The sequence below is a fragment of the Pelomonas margarita genome (assembly GCF_043555875.1).
GTDB lineage: Bacteria > Pseudomonadota > Gammaproteobacteria > Burkholderiales > Burkholderiaceae_C > Pelomonas > Pelomonas margarita.
Genome location: NZ_JBIGHW010000009.1, coordinates 24144 through 44399, shown reverse-complemented (window position 1 = coordinate 44399; position 20256 = coordinate 24144). Strand labels below are relative to the sequence as shown.

Sequence of the window (20256 nt, the reverse complement as noted above, 5' to 3'; positions counted from 1 at the left end):
GATGGCCCGGCTGCATCGCGGCAGGCAAGCCTGCCGGCAGGGCTAGCATGCGCCCCTCATCGATGGAGTTGATCTCATGTCCTGGTGCCGACTGGCCGTTGGCCTCGCTGTCTGTCTCTCGCTGCACACCGCCGCGCTTGCGGCCACCGACACCGCCCGGCTGCACACGCTGCTGACCGCGCAGCGCTATGCCGAGGCCCGGCCCGCGCTGGACGCGCTGCTGCGCGTGCGCCAGCCCGACGCTGCCGAGCGCGCCGTGCTCTACCAATGGCTGTTCGCGCGGGATGACACCGCTGCTGTCGCACGTCGCACCCGTCAGCTGCTGATCGACGCGCGGGCCGAGGCCGTTGACCTGCTGGCCGCCGGGCGGCTGGCTCTGTCACTGCAGGACCATGAGCGCGCGCGCCAGTGCTTCGAGCGCGCGTTGCGCCAGGCTACGCGCCCGGCCGAGCGGGCCGAGGCGCTGCGAGGCCTGGGCCAGCGGCACTACCAGCTGCGCGAGTTCGACGCCTCGCTCGCGCAACTGGAGCAGGGCCTGGCCGCCGAGCGCACGGCCGATGGCCTGAGCGCACTGGCCGACACGCTGATCCGCCTGGGGCGCACCGAGGACGCCATCGCCGCTGCCGAGGCTGCCGTGGCGCTCAATCCGCACCATGAGGCCGCCCACTACCTGCTGGGCAACGGCTATGTGCGCGAGAACTACACGCAGCTCGCCGCCCGGCTGGGCGGCGAGCTGGCGCCGCTGCTGGCCGAGGTGCGGCGCGCGTCCGACGCCTTCGAGCAGGGCCGTTTCGACGAGGCGCTCGCGCTCAGCCTGGCCGTGCTGCAGCGCTGCCCGCAGCTGGGCCGCGCGCATGCCATCGCGGCCAAGGCCCTGGAGTCGCAGCGCTTCGCCATTGACGTGCGCCGCACCGACTACGAGCGCCGCTTTGCCGCTACGCCCATGCCGGTTATCCCCGGCATCGAGCGCTATGTGCTGAACTGGCAAGACCTGTCCCCGCGTCACCGCAAGCGCGTGGCGCTGTCGGTCGCGCCGTGGAAGGCCTTCATCCCGGTGTTGGTGGAGGGCGGGGCGACGCACTTCATCAAGCCGATGTGGATGCGCCTGTCCGAGACGCCGCAGGCGCAGGCGCTGAAGGACGCGCGCATCGACTACGACTCGCGCCTGTGGGACGACGTGCGCGGCATGGGCGGCCACTTCACCGTCACCGGCATCGAGGACGTGGAGCGCAGCATCTTCGACAAGTACAACACCGTGCTGCACGAGCTGACGCACCAGGTGCACGGCGTGCTGACGGCCGACCAGGCGCGCGAGATCCAGGCGCTGTACGCCCGCGCAAAGGCCCGCGACGCGAAGACGCGCCAGGCCTTCCTGTCGCGCTATGCGGGCGGCTCGGTGTGGGAGTACTTTGCCGAGGGCGCCAACGCCGAGATGTCGCCGCGCCGTGACGCCTTCGACGGCCGCGAGATCGTGCGCGAGCGCCTCGTCGCGACCGACCCGGCCCTGCGCGCGCTCGTGCGCCGGCTGTTCGCGCTGCGCGACACGCGTGCCAGCCTGCCGGTGGCGCTGGTCAAGGCCGGCCAGCAGAAGCTGGAGGACGGACGCCTGGCAGAGGCCACGCCGCTGATCGAGCGCGCGCTGGCGCTGGCCCCGGCCGATGAGGACGCGCTCGGCGCCCGGCTCTACGCGTTGGCGCTGGCCGGCGAGGGCGACGCGGCCCGTGCACTGGCCGGCCGCGCGCTGGCCCGCCACCCGCGCAGCGGCGCGCTGCATGTCACTGCGGCCGACGCGCTTTGGCATGGCGGCGCTTCGCTGGCGGCCGACGTGGTGCCGGCGCTGGCCCGTGCCGCAGCCGGGCTGCAGGGCGAGGACGGCTTTCGCGTGAACCTCGCGCTTGCCGACCACCACCGCCGCCTGGGTCAGGTGGAGCCGGCGCTGGCCGCCTACGAGGCCGTGCTGGCCTACCAGGCCGACCAGCCCGAGGCGCTGTGGGGGCGCGCCGCCACGCTGGCGCTGGACGGCCGCTGGGACGCCGCCTTTGCGCAGTACGAGGCTGTGCTGCGGCTGCGCACGGGCCTGGTGCCGCTGCGCCGTGACTACGCGCTGGACCTGCTGCGCGCCGGCCGCTTGGACGCTGCCCGCGTGCAGCTGCGCGAGGCCCTGCTGCTGGACCCGCGCGACCCCGACACGCTGGCGCTGCAGGGCTGGCTGGCGCTGCAGGAGAGTGACGCACCCGGCGCGCAGCGCATTGCCGAGCAGGCGCTGGCGCTGGGCGGCTGGAGCGATCTCGCCCGCATCGTGCAGGCCGGCGCGCTGCAGGCCCAGGGCCTGCAGGACAGCGCCCAGCAGGCCATCGCGCCGGTGCGCCAGCGCATGGCTGATGGCAGCGCGCCGCGCTACGTCTACCGCGCCGAAAAGTCTGCCTGGTTCTCAGTGCACGAGCTGCCGGCCAGCGAGCGCCGCGTGCTGGCGCTGCTGGTCAAGTGAAGGCCTTCTTCCAGCGCCTGGAGGCGGCGCACCTCAACGGCCTGGGCGTCGCGCTGGGTGTGGCGGTGGTGCACCTGGGCGTGGACGCCGTGTTCGGCGACACCGCCGGCCTCGCCGCCGTGGGCGGCGCCGTCTGCGCTAGCCTGACCGATGTGCCCAATCCGCCGCAGCGGGTGCTGCCGCGCGTGCTGCCGGCCGCGTTCGCGGCCGGGCTGGTCACGCTGGGCGTGGGGTTGGCGCACGGCTCGCTGCCGCTGACGCTGGCCCTGGTGGCGGTGGTTGCCTTCCTGTCTCTGATGACGCTGGCCTGGGGGCTGCGCGCCGGGCCGCTGTCGTTCTCGCCGGTGCTGGCGCTGGTGTTCGCGATGGCCTGGGACCGCACTGCCGGCGCGGCCTCGCCGGTCGAGCATGCGCTGTGGGTAGCGGTGGGCGGCTTTCTGTACGCCGGCTGGGCCCGCGGCGCGGCTGTGCTGCTGCGCCACCGGCTGCGCGAGCTGGCGCTGGTTCAGGCGCTGCGCGCCACCGAGCGGCGCATGCGCTCGCGGGCCCAGCGCATCGCGCTGGCGGTGGGGGCCGAGGAGGCGCGCATCCGCGCCTCCATCGCCGACGACGTGGCGCTGGCCGATGCGCTGCAGGCTGCGCGCGACCAGGTGTTCGCCGCCCGGCGCTCGCCGCGCAGCCGCAAGCAGACCGACCTGGTGCTGGGCCTGATCGAGGTGCGCGACCTGCTGCTGGCCAGCCGGCTGGACACCGAGCTGCTGGGCCAGGACTTCCCCGGCCGCCAGTGGCGCGCGGCACTGGCCGACACACTGCGTCACCTGGCCGATGCGTTGGCCGCATTGGCCGACACGCTGGCCTCGGGCGCGCCTCTGCCCGAAGTGTCGGCCGAGGCCTGGCGCGCGCAGCTGGCGGCGCGGCTGGCCGACGTCAGCGCGCCGGCTGGCGACTCGCGCGGCCACCTGGTGTCGGCGCTGCAGTCACGGCTGGGGCACATGATCGACGACGTCTGCGCCATGGTGGCCCGCCAGGCCCGCACGGACGATCCGCCCAGCCCCTGGACGCCCGAGCGGCTGGCGCCCTTCCTGTCGCCCGAGGGCTGGCCGCTGGCCGCGCTGCGACCCCACCTGACGCTGCAGTCCAGTGTCATGCGACATGCGCTGCGTTCGGCGATGGCGCTTACGCTCGCCTACGCGCTGGGCGCTGCGCTACCCTGGGCGGCGCACCCGTTCTGGCTGCTCATCAGCGTGGCCGTGGTGCTGCGCGGCAACCTGGAGCAGACGCTGTCGCGGCGCAATGACCGGATCGCCGGCACGGTGCTGGGCTGTCTGTTCGTGATGCTGCTGTCGCATGTGAGCTGGGTGCCGCTGCTGAGCCTGTGCTTCGTGGCCGCCGTGGGCACGGCACATGCCTACGTGAACCGCCGCTACCGCGTGGCCGCCACGGCCGCCACACTGATGGCGCTGCTGCAGCCGCTGATGCTGGACCCGAGCAGCGACCCTGCCATCGTCGAGCGCATCGCCGACACGTTCATCGGCGCCGGCCTGGCCTGGCTGTTCAGCTTCGTGCTGCCCAGCTGGGAGCGCAGCGCCGTGCCGCGGCTGGGTGCGCAGCTGCGCGGCGCGCTGGCGCGGCACGCCGGCAACATGCTGCAGTGGCGGCCCAGCGCCGAGGCGCAGCTGGCGCAGCGCGTGTCGCGCCAGCAGGCCTATACGGCGCTGGCCGGTCTGGCTGCGGCCGCGCAGCGCACCCGTGTGGAGCCCGAGAGTGTGCGCCTGCCGGAGGTCGACATCGAGGCCGCGCTCAGCCACGGCTACCGGCTGATGGCGCTGCTGGGCGCCGTGCAGCAGCTGACGCAGCGCCGCAGCGACCGGTTGGACGAGGCCCGCGCCCAGGCCGCGCTGCCGCTGGCCCGCGCCGCCTGCACCGACGTGCTGGGTGGCGCGCCCATGACGGGCACCGCTCCGGCCGACACGCCCGACGGCGATGCCGGCGCCTGGCCCGAGCACCTGGGCCAGCACGACCTGACCCCGTGGCTGCTGCGGCGGCTGCGGCTGTGCCGCCACGAGGCGCGCGAGTTCGTGGCGGCGCTGGAGCGGCTGCCGTAACCCTGCCGCTGCAGGCAGCGCCCGTCACGCGGTGTAATGTGGCAGGAATCAATGCGCCTGGCGCGCCAAGGAGTCACCCCATGCCCATTCAAACCCGTGCTGCCGTTGCCTGGAAGGCCGGCGCCCCGCTGACCATCGAGACGCTGGACCTGCAAGGCCCGCAGGACGGTGAAGTCCTCGTCGAAGTCAAGGCCACCGGCATCTGCCACACTGACGACTTCACGCTGTCCGGTGCCGACCCGGAAGGCTTGTTCCCCGCCGTGCTGGGCCATGAGGGCGCGGGCGTGGTGCTGGAGAGCAAGGTGCCCTGGCTGAAGCCGGGCGACCACGTCATCCCGCTCTACACGCCGGAATGCCGCGAGTGCAAGTTCTGCCTGAGCCGCAAGACCAACCTGTGCCAGTCCATCCGCGCCACGCAGGGCAAGGGCCTGATGCCCAACGGCACGTCGCGCTTCAGCCTGAACGGCGAGCCCATCTTTCACTACATGGGCACCAGCACGTTCTCCAACCACATCGTCGTGCCCGGCATCGCGCTGGCCAAGATCCGCCCCGACGCGCCCTTCGACAAGGTCTGCTACATCGGCTGTGGCGTGACCACCGGCGTGGGCGCCGTGCTGTTCACTGCCAAGGTGGAGGCGGGCGCCAATGTCGTCGTGTTCGGCCTGGGCGGCATCGGCCTGAACGTCATCCAGGGCGCCAAGATGGTGGGCGCCAACAAGATCATCGGCGTGGACATCAACCCCGGCCGCGAGGCGATGGCGCGCCGCTTCGGCATGACGGACTTCGTGAACCCCAAGGAGGTACCCAACCTCGTCGATCACATTGTTCAGCTGACCGATGGCGGCGCGGACTATTCCTTCGAGTGCGTCGGCAATGTGCAGCTGATGCGCCAGGCGCTGGAGTGCACGCACAAGGGCTGGGGCCGCAGCATCATCATCGGCGTCGCGCCGGCGGGCGCGGAGATCAGCACGCGGCCGTTCCAGCTGGTCACGGGTCGACACTGGGAAGGCTCGGCCTTTGGCGGCGCCCGTGGCCGCACCGACGTGCCCAAGATCGTCGACTGGTACATGGACGGCAAGCTCAACATCGACGAGCTGATCACGCACAAGCTGAAGCTGGAAGACATCAACGAGGGCTTCGAGCTGATGCGCCGCGGCGAGAGCATCCGCTCGGTCGTCGAGTTCTGACGCAGTGCGGGCGCTGGCGCTGCTTGCCGCCTGGTTGCCGCTGGCCGTGATGGCTGATACGCGGGTCTACGTCGGCACCGACACCGGCGGCGACAGCCAGGGCATCTACGTTGCCACGCTGGACGAGGCGAGCGGCACGCTGTCGCCGCCCTGGCTGGCGGCGGCTGTCGGCAACCCTGGCTTCCTGGCCCTGCATCCGGCCCGGCCGCTCGTCTACTCGGTGACTGCCAGCCGCGCGGCGGACGGCGCGTGGCGGGAGGAGGTCGCCGCGTTCGCGGCGCAGACGGACGGCCGCCTGGCGCTGATCAACACACAGCCGTCGCAGGGCAGCGGCCCCTGCCACCTGGCGCTGGACCCGAGCGGGCGTGTGCTGCTGCTGGCCAACTACAACGGTGGCAATGTCGTGTCCTACCCGGTGCGCGACGACGGCAGTCTGGGGCCGGCGGCTTCCACGCTGCAGCACGAGGGCGCCAGCGTCCACCCGCAGCGCCAGACGCGGCCGCACCCGCACGGCATCTACCCCGGCCCGACGCAGGCGCTGGCCTATGTGCCCGACCTGGGGTTGGACCAGGTGCTGATCTATCGGCTGGACGCCGGCACGGCCCGCCTGGCGCCGTCGGCTGCCGGGCATGCGGCCACCGAGCCTGGCGGCGGGCCGCGCCACCTGGCCTTCGCGCCCGATGGCCGCCACGTCTATGTGGCGCTGGAGCTCAGCTCGCGCGTTGCGGCCTACCGCGTGGACGCCGTGAGCGGCGCGTTGCAGCCGGTGCAGGCGCTGTCCAGCCTGCCGCCGGGCGCCGCGGCCAAGGGCAATACGGCGGCCGAGATTCTCGTGCACGAGAGCGGCCGCTTCCTCTACGTGTCCAACCGCGGTCACGACAGCCTGTCGGTGTTCGCGATCGACCCGCAGGACGGCACGCTGCGCTTCGTCGACAGCACACCCAGCGGCGGCCCCACGCCGCGCAGCTTCGACCTCGTGCCGGGCGGGCGCTGGCTGGTGGTGGCCAACCAGGGCGGTGGCAGCGTCGCCGTGCTGCGCATCGACCCGGACCGCGGCACGCTGACGCGCACCGGCAGCGAGCTGCGCATCGACAGGCCCAAGCACGTGCGCGTCCTGCGCCGCTGAGCGACGCGACGCTTTGCCGTGCGAGAACCGCCGCTTCGCGGCCCGCTGCCTTGCACGGCAGCGGAGCGGTTCGGATGTGGGAACACACAATCGCCACCGCCTGCCCCGGCCCCTAAGCTGACGGTTACAGCCAGTTCCAACCGCAGGACTGGACGGAGCCGTTCATGCATCACACCCCCACATCCAAGCAGCCGCTGTACAAGTCGCTGTACGTCCAGGTCATCACCGCCATCGTCGTCGGCGTGCTGGTGGGCCATTTCTTCCCGCACACCGGCGAGGCGCTCAAGCCACTGGGTGACGGCTTCATCAAGCTGATCAAGATGATCATCGCGCCCATCATCTTCTGCACGGTGGTGGTGGGCATCGCCGGCATGGAGGACATGAAGCGCGTGGGCAAGACCGGCGGCTACGCGCTGCTGTACTTCGAGATCGTGTCCACCATTGCGCTGGTGGTGGGTCTGGTTGTGGTGAACGTGCTGCAGCCGGGCGCCGGCATGCACGTGGATCCGGCCACGCTGGACACCAAGAGCATTGCCGCCTACACCGCGCCGGGTAAGATGCAGGGCACGGTGGACTTCTTGCTGGCCATCATCCCCACCACGGTGGTGGACGCCTTCGCCAAGGGCGAGATGCTGCAGGTGCTGCTGTTCTCGCTGATGTTCGGCTTTGCGCTGCACCGCTTCGGCGGCCGCGGCACGCTGATCTTCGACGGCATCGAGAAGACCTCGCATGTGCTGTTCGCCATCGTCGGCATGATCATGAAGCTGGCCCCCATCGGCGCGTTCGGTGCGATGGCCTTCACCATCGGCAAGTACGGCGTGGGCTCGCTGCTGTCGCTGGCCAAGCTGATGGGCGCGTTCTATGCCACCTGCTTCCTGTTCGTGTTTGTCGTGCTGGGCTTCATCACCCGCGTGCATGGCTTCTCGGTCTGGAAGTTCATCAAGTACATCAAGGAAGAGCTGTTCATCGTGCTGGGCACCTCGTCCAGCGAGTCGGTGCTGCCGCGCATGATGGCCAAGCTGGAGAACCTGGGTGTGCGCAAGTCCACGGTGGGCCTGGTCATCCCCACCGGCTACTCGTTCAACCTGGACGGCACCTCCATCTACCTCACCATGGCCGCCGTCTTCATCGCGCAGGCCACCGACACGCCCATGACGCTGACGCAGCAGCTCACGTTGCTGGCCGTGCTGCTGCTGACGAGCAAGGGCGCGGCCGGCGTGACGGGCAGTGGCTTCATCGTGCTGGCGGCCACGCTGTCGGCCGTGGGCGAGGTGCCGGTGGCCGGCCTGGCCCTGATCCTGGGCATCGACCGCTTCATGTCCGAGGCGCGCGCGTTGACCAACCTCGTTGGCAACGGCGTTGCCACCGTGGTGGTGGGCAAATGGACCGGCGACCTCGACACCGAGCGCCTGCAGGCCGTGCTCAACGAAGAAACCCCGGCCCAGGCCGACGAGCCCGAGGCCGTTCTCGATACAGTGGACCAACGCATGGCCACTTGAGGGAAGGTTGAGGATGGAACTGTTGTCTGAACACGGCTGCTTTGGCGGCACCCAGCGGTTCCACCGCCACGAGTCGGCCGAGATCGGCCTGCCGATGCGCTTCGCGCTGTACCTGCCGCCAGCGCCCAAGGCGCTGCTGGTGTTCCTGGCCGGGCTGACCTGCACCGAGGAGACCTTCACCGTGAAGGCCGGTGCTCAGCGCCTCGCGTCGCAGCTGGGCCTGGCGCTGCTGATGCCCGACACCAGCCCGCGCGGCGCCAACGTGCCCGGCGAGGCGGAGGCCTGGGACTTCGGCGTCGGCGCGGGCTTCTACCTCGATGCCACGCGGGCGCCGTGGGCCCGGCACTGGCGCATGGAGAGCTACCTGTTGAATGAGCTGATCCCGCTGGTGCAGCGCGAGACCGGCCTCACGCAGACCGGCCTGTTCGGCCATTCGATGGGCGGCCACGGCGCGCTGACGCTGGCGCTGCGCCACCCGGGGTGCTTCCAGTCTCTGTCGGCCTTGGCGCCCATCGCGGCGCCCATGCACTGCCCCTGGGGCCGCAAGGCCTTCAGCGGTTACCTGGGCGAGGACCGCGCTCAGTGGGCCGCCCACGACGCCAGCGAGTTGATGCGCCTGCAGCGCAGCGCGCCTTACCCCGGCGGCATCCTGGTGGACCAGGGCCTGGCCGACAAGTTCCTGGCCGAGCAGCTGCACCCCGAGGCCTTCGAGGCCGCCTGCGCCGCCGCCGGCCAGCCGTTGACGTTGCGCCGCCACGCGGGCTATGACCATGGCTACTACTTCATCGCCAGCGTCGTCGACGACCACCTGCGCCACCACGCGGCGCACCTGATCACGGCCTGAGCGTTCGCGGCGCCGGGCCGCTTAGCGCGCCGCCGTCATCAGCCGGCTGACCACCCGCAGCATCGCCGGCGAGTGCCACTCACGGGCCAGCGCGTCCAGCGGCGGGCGGGCCAGCCGAGGGCGCAGCGCAGCCATGTCGGGGCTGGTGTCGGTGTCGAGGTCGAACAGCGCGGCCCCGGCCTGGCCCCGGGCGATGCGCTCGCCCAGCAGCGCACACAGCGCGCACAGCGTCAGGGCCGTCTCGCGGTCGGCCGCCATCGGGCGTGCGGGGTCGAAGCGCAGCGCCGACAGCGTGCGCGCCTCGTCGGCTAGCTCCAGCGGCACGTCCCAGGCGCGCATCAACAGGTGGCCCAGCTCGTGGGACACCAGGCCCAGCGCCTGTTCTTCGTGCTGCGCGCGCTGGTAGGCGTCCAGGCCGTCCAGCGCGGCGGTGTCCAGCAGCGCCGCGCAGGCCTGCCGGCCCAGGAAGGACAGCACCAGCAGCGTCATCAGCGAGCCGGTGTCGGGCAGGCGCAGCCGTGTGGCCAGTTGCTGGCACAGCTCGCCGGCGATGCTGCTGGCGCGCCACAGGCGATCGAACTCCTGCTGCTGCGCCGCGTTGCGCGGCTGGAAGCAGGCGGCCAGCATGTGCTGCATGCACATCTGCCGCACGTTGGCCAGGCCCAGGAAGGTGATGGCCTGGCCCACGCTGTTCACCGGCTGTTGCAGCGCATACAGCGGCGAGTTGGCCGTGGCCACCACGCGCGCTGCCACGGCCGGTTCGCCCATGACCAGCGTGGCGAGCTCGGCGGAAGTGGCTGTCTGCACGAACTGCGGCGACATCAAGGTGTGCAACGAGCGCGGCGGGCGCGGCAGGTGCCGCAGCGCCTGTACCAGCTGTTCGGCCTGCGGGCCGTCCAGCAGCTCGGCGGCGCGCAGCGGCAGCGCCACCGGTGTCGGCCATGGTGGCGCTTCGGCCGCCGGTGCCGGGGGCGGCAGCGGGGCTGGCGGGCCGGCCACAGGCCGTGGTGCGATCGAGGGCCGGGCGGGCGGCGGCGCTGCGCGTGTGCGCAGCCACCACCAGGCCATCACCACTGCTGCACCTGCAAGTCCCAACAACATCAGCCCCATCCCATGCCCCGCTTCTTGTTTTGAACAACGGTGGCAGCATACGTGCCAGCTTCGGGCGTCGGCGTGGCGCGGGGCGTCCCGCTGACAATACGGGCATGGCTGTCCTCTCCCTCACCAATGCCCACCTCGCGTTCGGGCACGTCGCGCTGCTCGATGGCGCTGGCTTCTCCCTCGAAACCGGCGAGCGCGTCGGCCTCATCGGCCGCAACGGCACCGGCAAGTCCTCGCTGCTGAAGATCCTCGCCGGCCTCGAGAAGCTCGACGACGGCCTGCTGCAGCAGCAGCAAGGCCTCACCAACGTCTACGTGCCGCAGGAGCCCGAGTTGCGCGGCGACGCGACCATCTTCGACGTCGTCAGCGAGGGCGTGGCCGAGGCCAAGGCGCTGCGCGAGCGCTACGAGCGCCATGACGAGAACGACGACCTGGCCTGGGTGCAGGAGCGCATCGAGCACATCGGTGCGTGGAACTGGGAGCAGCGGGTCGACGAGACGCTGCACCGCCTGGGCCTGGATGGCTCGCGTCTGGTGGGCAGCCTCTCCGGCGGCCTGAAGAAGCGCGTGGCGCTGGGCCGTGCGCTCGTTGCCCAGCCCGACGTGCTGCTGCTGGACGAGCCCACCAACCACCTGGACCTGGACGCCATCACCTGGCTGGAAGGCCTGCTGAACGACTTCAAGGGCTCGCTGCTGCTGATCACCCACGACCGAGCCTTCCTGGACAACGTGGCCAACCGCATCGTCGAGCTGGACCGCGGCCAGCTGCGCGGCTACCCCGGCAACTACGCCGCCTTCCAGGCCGCCAAGGCCTACGAGCTGGAGAACGAGGCGCTGTTCAACGCTCGCTTCGACAAGCTGCTGGCCCAGGAGGAGATCTGGATCCGCAAGGGCGTGGAAGCGCGCCGCACGCGCTCCGTCGCGCGCATCCAGCGCCTGGAGGCCATGCGCCTGGCCCACGCCGCGCGGCGCGATGTGCAGGGCAAGGTCAGGCTGGACATCGACACCGGCGCGGCCAGCGGCAAGATCGTGGCCGAGCTGGAGGACGTGTCCAAGAGCTACGGCGACCGCGCCATCGTGCGCGGCTTCACGTCGACCATCCTGCGCGGTGACAAGGTGGGCCTCATCGGCCCCAACGGCGCCGGCAAGACGACGCTGCTGAAGATGATCCTCGGCGAACTGCCGCCCGATAGCGGCACGGTGCGCCTGGGCTCGCGGCTGACGGTCGCCTATTTCGACCAGATGCGCGACACGCTCAACCTCGACGCGACGCTAGCCGACACCATCAGCCCGGGCTCGGAGTGGATCGAGATCGGCACGCAGAAGAAGCACGTCAAGAGCTACCTGGGTGACTTCCTGTTCTCGCCGGCGCGCGCCAACTCGCCGGTGCGCACGCTGTCTGGCGGCGAGCGCAACCGCCTGCTACTGGCGCGCCTGTTCGCGCGGCCGGCCAACGTGCTGGTGCTGGACGAGCCCACCAACGACCTCGACATCGAGACGCTGGAGCTGCTGGAAGAGCTGCTGGCCGAGTACGACGGCACGGTCTTCCTCGTCAGCCACGACCGGCGCTTCCTGGACAACGTCGTCACGTCGACGCTGGTCTACGAAGGTGATGCGCGCTGGCGCGAGTACGAGGGCAGCGTGCAGGACTGGCTGACGCAGTCCAAGCGCGCCGCGGCGCTGCAGGCCAAGGCCGCGCCCGCCGCGGCCGTCGCGCCGCCGCCAGCGCCCGAGCCGGCCCCGGTCGTCGCGACCAAGCGCAAGCTCAGCTACAAGGAGCAGCGCGAGCTGGACGAGATCCCCAAGCAGATCGCCGCGCTGGAGGCCGAGCAGACGCAGCTGAATGCGCTGCTCAACGGCACCGAGCTGTACACGCAAGGCGCCAAGCGCATCGCCGAAGTGACCGAGCGCGCTGGCGAGATTGACGGCGAGCTGCTGGCACTGATGGAGCGCTGGGAAGTGCTGGAAGCCAAATGAGATGCCCCTCGCCCAGCCCCGCCCTGCTGAACGCAGGCGTGTCCAGTCGGTCCCCCGCGGGGACGGCGATGCTTGCCGGATCGACCGGCAAGCACATCGCCAACCGGGCCGGCTTGGGGCGGCCCGGCGCTCGGCCCGCTACGTCTTCGTGCCGCACTGACGCAGACTGACATGACGCCCTTGCACCACGAATGGCTGGCGCTGCAAGGCCAGCATGAACGCTACGAGGCGTTGGCGCTAGGGGTGAAGCTGGTGGCCTTCGTCGCCACCGTCGTTGTCTCCGACAACACGCTGGCCCTCGCGTTGCTGGCGCTCCTGTGGCTGCAGGAAGCGGTGCTCAAGACCTTCCAGTCCCGACTGGGTGAGCGCTTGCTGGCCGTGGAGCAGGGCCTGACGGCCGGCGACGCGGTGGCGATGCAGCTGCACAGCGCCTGGTTGACCAATCGGCCGCGCGGCGCCGGCCTGGTGGCCGCCTACCTGAAGAGCGCGTTGCGCCCGACGGTGGCGCTGCCCTATCCGCTGCTGATACTGCTGGTGATGGCCGCGGCCTAGCGCCCGACTCAGCCCAGCCGCGCGAGCGTGCTCTCGGCGGTGACTGAGTCGTCCGGCGGCTGCCAGGTTTTGGCCCAGGCGATGAACTGCTCCTGCGGCATGGGCTTGCAGATGAAGTAGCCCTGGCCCTCGTCGCAGCCCAGCTGCGCCAGCATGGCCCAGGCCTTGGCCGTCTCCAGGCCCTCGGCCACAACGCTGAGGCCCAGGTTGTGCGCCAGCTCGATGGTGGAGCGCACGATGCGCGCATCGTCCAGATCGCGCTCCATGGCCATGACGAAGCTCTTGTCGATCTTGAGCTCGTCCACCGGCAGGCGCTTCAGGTAGGCCAGTGACGAGTAGCCGGTGCCGAAGTCGTCGATGGACAGCTTGAAGCCCATCGCGTGCAGGTGCTCCAGCGTGGACAGCGCGCGCTCGGGATCGTCCATGATGGCGCTCTCGGTGATCTCTAGGCACAGCGAGCCGGGCGAGACCTCCAGCGGCGCAAGCATGGCCTCGATCTTGGCGGGCAGCTCCTGGTCCATCAGGTCGCGCGTGGACAGGTTGACCGACAGCCGCAGCGTGAGGCCCGCGTCGCGCGCCTCGCGCGAGAACCTGGCCGAGCCGGCCAGCACCCAGGCGCTGAGCATGCGGATGAAGCCGGTCTGCTCGGCGAAAGGGATGAACTGCATGGGCGGCACCAGGCCGCGCGTCGGGTGCTGCCAGCGCACCAGCGCCTCGGCGCCGATGACCTTGCCGCGCTGCAGGTCGATCTTGGGCTGCAGGAACAGCCGCAGCTCGTCGTTCTCGACGGCGCGGCGCAGCTCCGACAGCAGCGACAGTGACTCCTGGCTGCCCGCATCCAGCTGCGCGTGATACAGCAGGCTGCCGCACTGGCGCGTCTTGGCGGCGTACATGGCCAGCTCGGCGCGGCCCAGCAGCAGGTTGACGTCCAGCCCATGCTCGCCGAGCAGCGCGATGCCGATGCCAGCGCCCAGGTCGATGGTCTCGTCGTCGATCTGCAGCGGCTGCTCGAAGTCCTTCAGGATGGCCAATGCCACCTCGCTGGCCTCGCGGGCGTCGGCGTGCGGCAGCAGCAGCGCGAACTCGTCGCCCGACAGCCGCGCCAGGATGGCCTGCAGCGGCTGGCACAGCGCCTGCAGCCGCAGCGCGACGCTCTGCAGCAGACGGTCGCCGAAGTCGTGGCCCAGTACGTCGTTGACGTGCTTGAAGCGGTCCAGGTCCAGCATCAGCACGGCACCACGGGTGTGGCCCAGATCGAGGTGGAACTGCAACACCTGCGCGAAGCGGGCGCGGTTGGGCAGCTGGGTCAACGTGTCCACATAGGCCAGCTCGTTGACGAGCTCGTCGCGGCGGCGGATGCCCTCGCGCATGCTCTCCAGCGCCAGCGCGAGCTTGTGCACCTCCACCAGCGGTGACGTGGCTGGCACCGGCGTCTCGTAGTCGCCGCGCTCCAGCCGCCGCGCCGCGCCGGACAAGGCCTTGATCGGGTTGCTGATGCCGCGCGCCAGCAGCACGCTGACCAGCGCGAACACCGCCACGCCCAGCAGCGTGATGCCCAGCAGCGTCAGCTGCAGCTGGCGGTAGGGCGCGAGCGCGGCGTCCAGCGAGCGCAGCAGCAGCACGCCCAGCTGCTGCTCGCCCAGCAGCAGCGGCACGAAGCGCACCCGCTGCCGCTCGCCGCCCAGTGTCAGCACGCCTTCGGCCGGCTGCTGCGGGCCCAATTGCTGCGTCAGGGCCTCAGCCGCTTGCGGCGGGAGGTGGGCCACCGTGCCCTGCCAGCGCTGGCCGGCGGGCTGCAGTAGCACCGCGCTGTCCAGGCCGGACAGCGCCTGCAGGTCGTCCAACACCTCGCGGTCCAGCTGGAAGGCCATCAGCACCCAGCCCACCGGCGCCGGCGTGCGCACCTGCACAGCGACGACCTGGAACACGTCGGTGCCGCGCACCGCCAGCGCGTTGCCGTCGGGCTTATCGACCAGCTGCTGCAGCGTGCTGCCGAACGAGGCGGCGCCGTCGCGTGTGGCCGCCACCGGCTGCAGCTGTCCATCGAAGTAGGCCACCATGGACGCCCCGACTCGCTCGCCTTGGTTGGCCAGCGCGTCCTTGATGGTCTCCAGCGTGCCTTCCTCGGCCAGCGACAGGCCGATGGTGGTGCGAAAGCCGTAGTCCTTGGCCAGCAGCTCTGCCGCGTCGCGCAGCTTGCCGGCGCGCTGCTCCAGCAGGCGGCGCAGCACCAGCTCGCCGGTCTGCAGTTCGGCATCCAGCGAGGCCTCGGCGTTGTGCCTGATGCCGGTGTGGATGGCCGTGAAGCTGAGCAGCTGCACCACCAGCAGCAACGCCAGGAAGAGGCCGACGATGCGGCCCTCCAGTCGACGGGGGTTGAGCCAGGCGGGCATGGGTCAGTCGGCCAGCGTCAGCGTGGCGTTGCCGCCGGCCGCAGGCACGTTCAGGCGTAGGCTCTGCAGCGTGGGTGACTTCTGCGCCGCGTGCCAGGCCTTGACGGTGTGTTCGCCGGGAGGGAGGTCCAGCACGAGCTGGCCCTTGTCATCGGTGCGGCCGAACAGCGCTGTGTCGACGACGATGACGTGGGCGCTCATCTTGTCGTGGATGTTGCAGCCCAGCGCGGCGACGCCCGGCTTGTCGAAGACGACCGGCTCGGCCGGCGTGCCGGAGTACAGCTTGATGTCCATGACCTTGATTGGCGAGATCGAGTAGACGTGGTGTCGCACGGTGTCGAAGTTCGGGAAGTTCACGGCCGTGCCGGTCTGCACGATGAGCACCTGCGGTGTGAACTGGCGGTCGCGCTGGCCGATCTCGGCCTTTGCAGTGCTCGTCTTGGCCGGCCGCCCCTTGACTTCAACGGCGACCGCTGCCCCGGCCAGCGGCTGGCCGCCCGGCCCGCGCAGCTGCACGGTCATGGGCACGGCCTGCGCGGCAAGGGGGCACAGCGCGAGGGTCAGCGAGGCGAGGCGGCGGGCGGTCGTCATGGCGGTGATTTTCCGTCCAGCACGATAGCCCAAGCGCGCTCAGCGGACCGTGAGAACTGCCCCGGTTTTGCCGCTTGCGGTTTCTGCCAGCATCAGGGCCAGGCGACGCAGCGCGGCCCAGGGGTCGCCGGGCCAGTCGGGGTGGCGCAGGCCCTTGACGAGGCCATCACACACCTGCGCGGCCTGCACCAGCACGCCGGCCTGGGCCGAGTCCAGCCGCGGCGCGATGCGCTCGATGAGCCGCTCCTTGGCTCCCCATACGCGCGCCTCGCGCATGGCCATGGGCAGCGGTCGGCCGGCGTCCAGCGCGGCGCGCACGCGGGCCAGCGCGCGGGCATCCTCGGCCAGGTTCCAGTGCACCAGCACGGCGGCCTCGCCCTCGGCCTCCAGGCCGTCCAGCATGCGCAGCAGGCGCGGCACGTTGCCGGACAGCACGGCCTCGCTGAGCTTGAACACGTCGAAGCGCGCCACATCCAGCACGGCAGCTTCGATCTGCGCCAGCGTCAGTTCGCCCTTGGGGTGCAGCAGCGCGAGTTTCTGCAGCTCCTGGTGGGCGGCCAGCAGGTTGCCCTCCACGCGATCGGCGAAGAAGCTCAGCGCGCGCTGGCCGTCCTCGCCCTCGGGCACCGACTGGCCCTGCGCCTTGAGTCGCTGTGCCAGCCAGGCCGGCAGCATGCGGCGCTCGACGGGCTCCACGCGCAGGGACACGCCGTGGCCGTCCAGCGCCGTGAACCAGGCGCTGCTCAGCTGGGTCTTGTCCAGGCGCGGCAGCGTCACCAGCGTCAGCACGTCGTCGGGCGCAGCCTCGGCGTAGCGCTGCAGCGCCTCGGAGCCATCCTTGCCGGGCTTGCCGCTCGGAATGCGGATCTCGATGAACTGGCGGTCGGCGAACAGGCTCATGGCCTGGGCTGCGGCCAGCACGGGCGCCCAGTCGAAGTAGGCGCCCGAGACGGTGAATATCTGCCGCTCGCCGAAGCCCTGCGCGCGCGCGGCGGCGCGGATCTGGTCGGCCGCCTCCTGCGCGAGCAGCGGCTCGTCGCCGTGCACGGTGTAGATGCGGGCCAGGCCCTTGCTCAGGTGGGCGGCGAGGCCCTCGGCGCGCAGCTGCATCAGCCGGGCAACCTGATGGCTGCGAGCCGCCGCATCACCTGTGCGATGGCGTCGGAATGCATCGCGCTGTAGAGGTTGGCGGCCTCCTGCTCCTTGGCCAGTGCGGCGGTCTCGGTGTAGTTCATGTCGCGCACGAGGCGCAGTTCGACCTTGGGCACCAGCAGCTCGCCCTCGGCCGTGCGCACCAGGTAGTCGAAGCGCAGCCGCAGCTGGAATTCGCGCACCTGCCCGACGCTGGTGGAGGCCACCACCGAGCGGTCGCGCTGCTCGTCCAGCGCCTCCAGCACGACCTGCGCACGCGCCGGGTCGTCCAGCACCTGTACCGGCGTGCGCTTGATCTGGCGCTTCAGGCCGAGCGCCAGCGGCGAGTCGGCACCGAAGCCGGTCAGCGCCAGCGTCTTGAACGGCAGCTCGGGCTCGCGGCGCAGCGCAAACCCGCAGCCGGCAAGGGCTGCGAGGCCGATGAGCGCGAGGCGGCGGTCCAAGACGCCGCCGGGCCGTCCCAAGGCGTCTTGCGCCCCCTCGGGGGGCAGCGAGCGCGAGCGAGCGTGGGGGCGCATGTTCTTAGACGACGATGTTGACCAAACGACCCGGCACGATGACGACCTTCTTCGGCGCCTTGCCTTCGCTGAACTTGGCGAACTCGGGGTTGGCCAGCGCAGCGGCCTCGATGGCTGCCTTGTCGGCGCTGGCTGGCACCTTGACCGAGCCGCGCAGCTTGCCGTTGACCTGCAGCATCAGCTCGATCTCGTCCTGCACCAGCGCGGCCTCGTCGACCGTGGGCCAGGGCGCGTCGAGCAGATCGCCCAGCTCGGCGGCGAAGCCGAGGTCCTGCCACAGCGTGTGGCTGAGGTGGGGCGTGGCGGGGTAGAGCACGCGCAGCAGCACCGAGAAGCCGTCACGCACGGCGGCCGATTGGCCTTCCGCCTTGAAGCCTTCCAGCGCGTTCAGCAGCTTCATGGCGCCGGAGACGACAGTGTTGTACTGCATGCGCTCGTAGTCGTAGCTGACCTGCTTCAGCACGTTGTGCACCTCGCGGCGCAGCGCCTTGCCGTCGCCGCTCAGCGCGGCGAAGTCGTTGCCACCGGCCTTGATGGCATCGGCGTTGCGCACGCCGAAGTTCCACACGCGCTTCAGGAAGCGGTGTGCGCCTTCGACGGCCGCGTCGTTCCACTCCAGCGTCTGCTCCGGCGGGCTGGCGAACATGACGAACAGGCGTGCCGTGTCGGCACCGTACTGGTCGATGAGCGCCTGCGGGTCTACGCCGTTGTTCTTGGACTTGGACATGGTCGTCATCTCATACTCGAGACGCGTGCCGTCCTTCTTCAGCGTGGCGCCGGCGATGCCGCCCTTGTCGTCGTGGATGACGTCGATCTCGTAGTCCCAGTAATAGTCCTTGCCGCCGCCCTCGGGCTTGTGGAAGAACGCGCCCTTGAGCACCATGCCCTGCGTCAGCAGCTTCTCGAAGGGCTCGCTGATCGTCACCAGGCCCAGGTCGCGCATCGCCTTGGTCCAGAAGCGCGCGTACAGCAGGTGCAGGATGGCGTGCTCGATGCCGCCGATGTACTGGTTCATCGGCATCCAGTACTTTGTGCCTTCGGCGACCATGGCCTGGTCGTTCGTCGGGTCGCAGTAGCGCATGAAGTACCAGGAGGAATCGACGAACGTGTCCATCGTGTCCGTCTCGCGCTTGGCCGGCTTGCCGCATGTCGGGCAGCCGACGTTCAGGAAGCCAGCGTGCTTGTTCAGCGGGTTGCCGCTGCCATCCGGGATCAGGTCCTCGGGCAGCGTGACGGGCAGGTCCTTTTCGGGCACGGGCACGACGCCGCAGTCATCGCAATGGATGATGGGAATGGGCGTGCCCCAGTAACGCTGGCGGCTGATGCCCCAGTCGCGCAGGCGCCAGGTGGTCTTCTTCTCGCCGATGCCCTTCTCGGCCAGCAGTTCAGCGACCTTGTCGACGGCGGCCTTGTGCGTGAGGCCGTCCAGCACACCGGAGTTGACGCAGACGCCGCGGGTCTTGTCGCCATACCATTCGGCCCAGGCGTCGGTCGTGAAGGCCTCGCCGTCGGCGGCCACCACCTGCTTGATCTCGATGCCGTACTTCTTGGCGAACGCGAAGTCGCGCTCGTCGTGCGCCGGCACACCCATCACGGCGCCGTCGCCGTAGCTCATCAGCACGTAGTTGCCGACCCAGACAGGCACCTGCGCGCCGGTGATCGGGTGTGTGACGAACAGGCCCGTGGGCACGCCCTTCTTGTCCTGCGTGGCCAGCTCGGCCTCGGTCGTGCCGCCGGCCTTGCATTCCTCGATGAAGGCAGCGACTTCCGGCTTGTCCTTGGCCGCGATGGTGGCCAGCGGATGCTCCGGTGCCACGGCGCAGAAGGTCACGCCCATGATGGTATCGGCGCGGGTGGTGAACACCCACAGGCGACCGCCGCCGCCTTCGATGCTGTGCGGAAACGCGAAGCGCACGCCCTGGCTCTTGCCGATCCAGTTCTCCTGCATCAGCCGCACGCGCTCGGGCCAGCCGCTCAGGTAGTTCGGGTCCTCGGGGTTGGCCACGGCCGAGAGCAGCTCCTCGGCGTACTGCGTGATCTTCAGGTAGTAGCCGGGGATCTCGCGCTTCTCGACCAGCGCTCCCGAGCGCCAGCCGCGGCCGTCGATGACCTGCTCATTGGCCAGCACGGTCTGGTCCACCGGGTCCCAGTTGACGACCTGCGTGCGGCGCTCGGCAATGCCGGCCTCCAGCATCTTCAGGAACAGCCACTGGTTCCACTTGTAGTAGCTGGGCTGGCAGGTCGCGACCTCGCGGCTCCAGTCGATGGCCAGGCCCATGGCCTGCATCTGGCCCTTCATGTAGGCGATGTTGGAGTACGTCCACTGAGCGGGTGGCACCTTGCCCTTCATCGCAGCGTTCTCGGCCGGCAGGCCGAAGGCGTCCCAACCCATGGGCATGAGGACGTTGTAGCCCTTCATGCGCAGCTGGCGGGCCAGCATGTCGTTGATCGTGTAGTTGCGCACATGGCCCATGTGCAGCTTGCCCGAGGGGTAGGGCAGCATGGAGCAGGCATAGAAGTGCGGCTTGCTCGCGTCTTCCGTGACGCGGTAGGCGTCGCGCTCCGTCCAGTAGGCACGGGCGGCGGCTTCGATCTCGTTGGGGTTGTAGCTGGGCGCTTCGGTCTTGGCGTTCATGTCAGGGGTGCCCGGCCGTCCGAAACCCCTGACACACCCCCTCGGGGGGGCAGCGAGCAACGGCGAGCGTGGGGGCTGTCTAGTTTTGC

The 20256-nt window shown here is 70.4% G+C and carries 14 protein-coding genes; 8 read left to right on the top strand and 6 right to left on the bottom strand.

Annotated elements, in window-relative coordinates:
- Nucleotides 1–76: 76 nt before the first annotated feature.
- From ACG0Z3_RS23440 to fghA, 6 genes are all read left to right on the top strand, one after another.
- Complete coding sequence (locus ACG0Z3_RS23440; protein WP_474101457.1) at nt 77–2488, top strand: tetratricopeptide repeat protein; 2412 nt, start codon at nt 77–79, stop codon at nt 2486–2488.
- Complete coding sequence (locus tag ACG0Z3_RS16215; RefSeq protein ID WP_394399257.1) at nt 2485–4593, top strand: FUSC family protein; 2109 nt, start codon at nt 2485–2487, stop codon at nt 4591–4593. The genes ACG0Z3_RS23440 and ACG0Z3_RS16215 overlap by 4 nt, the downstream gene beginning before the upstream one ends.
- A gap of 86 nt (nt 4594–4679) precedes the next feature.
- The gene (locus ACG0Z3_RS16210; RefSeq protein WP_394399548.1) at nt 4680–5780 is read left to right on the top strand and encodes an S-(hydroxymethyl)glutathione dehydrogenase/class III alcohol dehydrogenase; all 1101 of its coding nucleotides are present in this window, start codon (nt 4680–4682) and stop codon (nt 5778–5780) included.
- A gap of 49 nt (nt 5781–5829) precedes the next feature.
- Nucleotides 5830–6906, top strand: coding sequence for a lactonase family protein (locus ACG0Z3_RS16205; RefSeq protein ID WP_394399255.1), 1077 nt, complete (start codon nt 5830–5832; stop codon nt 6904–6906).
- 164 nt (nt 6907–7070) lie between these two features.
- The gene (locus tag ACG0Z3_RS16200; RefSeq protein WP_394399253.1) at nt 7071–8405 is read left to right on the top strand and encodes a dicarboxylate/amino acid:cation symporter; all 1335 of its coding nucleotides are present in this window, start codon (nt 7071–7073) and stop codon (nt 8403–8405) included.
- Nucleotides 8406–8418: 13 nt separating this feature from the next.
- On the top strand, nt 8419–9249 hold the full coding sequence (gene fghA / locus ACG0Z3_RS16195) for an S-formylglutathione hydrolase (protein ID WP_394399251.1): 831 nt from the start codon (nt 8419–8421) through the stop codon (nt 9247–9249).
- Between the two features lie 21 nt (nt 9250–9270).
- Here fghA and ACG0Z3_RS16190 read toward each other — a convergent pair whose 3' ends face one another.
- Entirely contained in the window at nt 9271–10179 is a 909-nt protein-coding gene (locus tag ACG0Z3_RS16190) for an HDOD domain-containing protein (RefSeq protein ID WP_394399249.1), read from the bottom strand.
- A gap of 275 nt (nt 10180–10454) precedes the next feature.
- Between ACG0Z3_RS16190 and ACG0Z3_RS16185 the strand changes: the two genes are divergently transcribed.
- Nucleotides 10455–12326, top strand: coding sequence for an ATP-binding cassette domain-containing protein (locus ACG0Z3_RS16185; RefSeq protein WP_394399246.1), 1872 nt, complete (start codon nt 10455–10457; stop codon nt 12324–12326).
- Between the two features lie 171 nt (nt 12327–12497).
- Nucleotides 12498–12878: a hypothetical protein gene (locus ACG0Z3_RS16180; protein ID WP_394399244.1), complete on the top strand. Its 381-nt coding sequence runs from the start codon at nt 12498–12500 to the stop codon at nt 12876–12878.
- Between the two features lie 8 nt (nt 12879–12886).
- Here the strand turns inward: ACG0Z3_RS16180 and ACG0Z3_RS16175 are convergent, their stop codons facing one another.
- The 5 genes from ACG0Z3_RS16175 to leuS form a co-directional block, all read right to left on the bottom strand.
- Nucleotides 12887–15271, bottom strand: a complete 2385-nt coding sequence (locus ACG0Z3_RS16175; RefSeq protein ID WP_394399242.1) for a putative bifunctional diguanylate cyclase/phosphodiesterase — start codon at nt 15269–15271, stop codon at nt 12887–12889.
- Between the two features lie 3 nt (nt 15272–15274).
- The gene (locus tag ACG0Z3_RS16170) at nt 15275–15862 is read right to left on the bottom strand and encodes a methylamine utilization protein (RefSeq protein WP_394399240.1); all 588 of its coding nucleotides are present in this window, start codon (nt 15860–15862) and stop codon (nt 15275–15277) included.
- 39 nt (nt 15863–15901) lie between these two features.
- On the bottom strand, nt 15902–16972 hold the full coding sequence (gene holA / locus ACG0Z3_RS16165; protein ID WP_394399238.1) for a DNA polymerase III subunit delta: 1071 nt from the start codon (nt 16970–16972) through the stop codon (nt 15902–15904).
- A complete protein-coding gene (locus ACG0Z3_RS16160) occupies nt 16972–17457 on the bottom strand; it encodes an LPS-assembly lipoprotein LptE (protein ID WP_394399236.1) in 486 nt (161 codons plus the stop codon). Before ACG0Z3_RS16160 ends, holA begins: the two co-directional genes overlap by 1 nt.
- Before the next feature lie 79 nt (nt 17458–17536).
- Complete coding sequence (gene leuS, locus ACG0Z3_RS16155) at nt 17537–20167, bottom strand: leucine--tRNA ligase (RefSeq protein WP_394399234.1); 2631 nt, start codon at nt 20165–20167, stop codon at nt 17537–17539.
- Between the last annotated feature and the right edge of the window lie 89 nt (nt 20168–20256).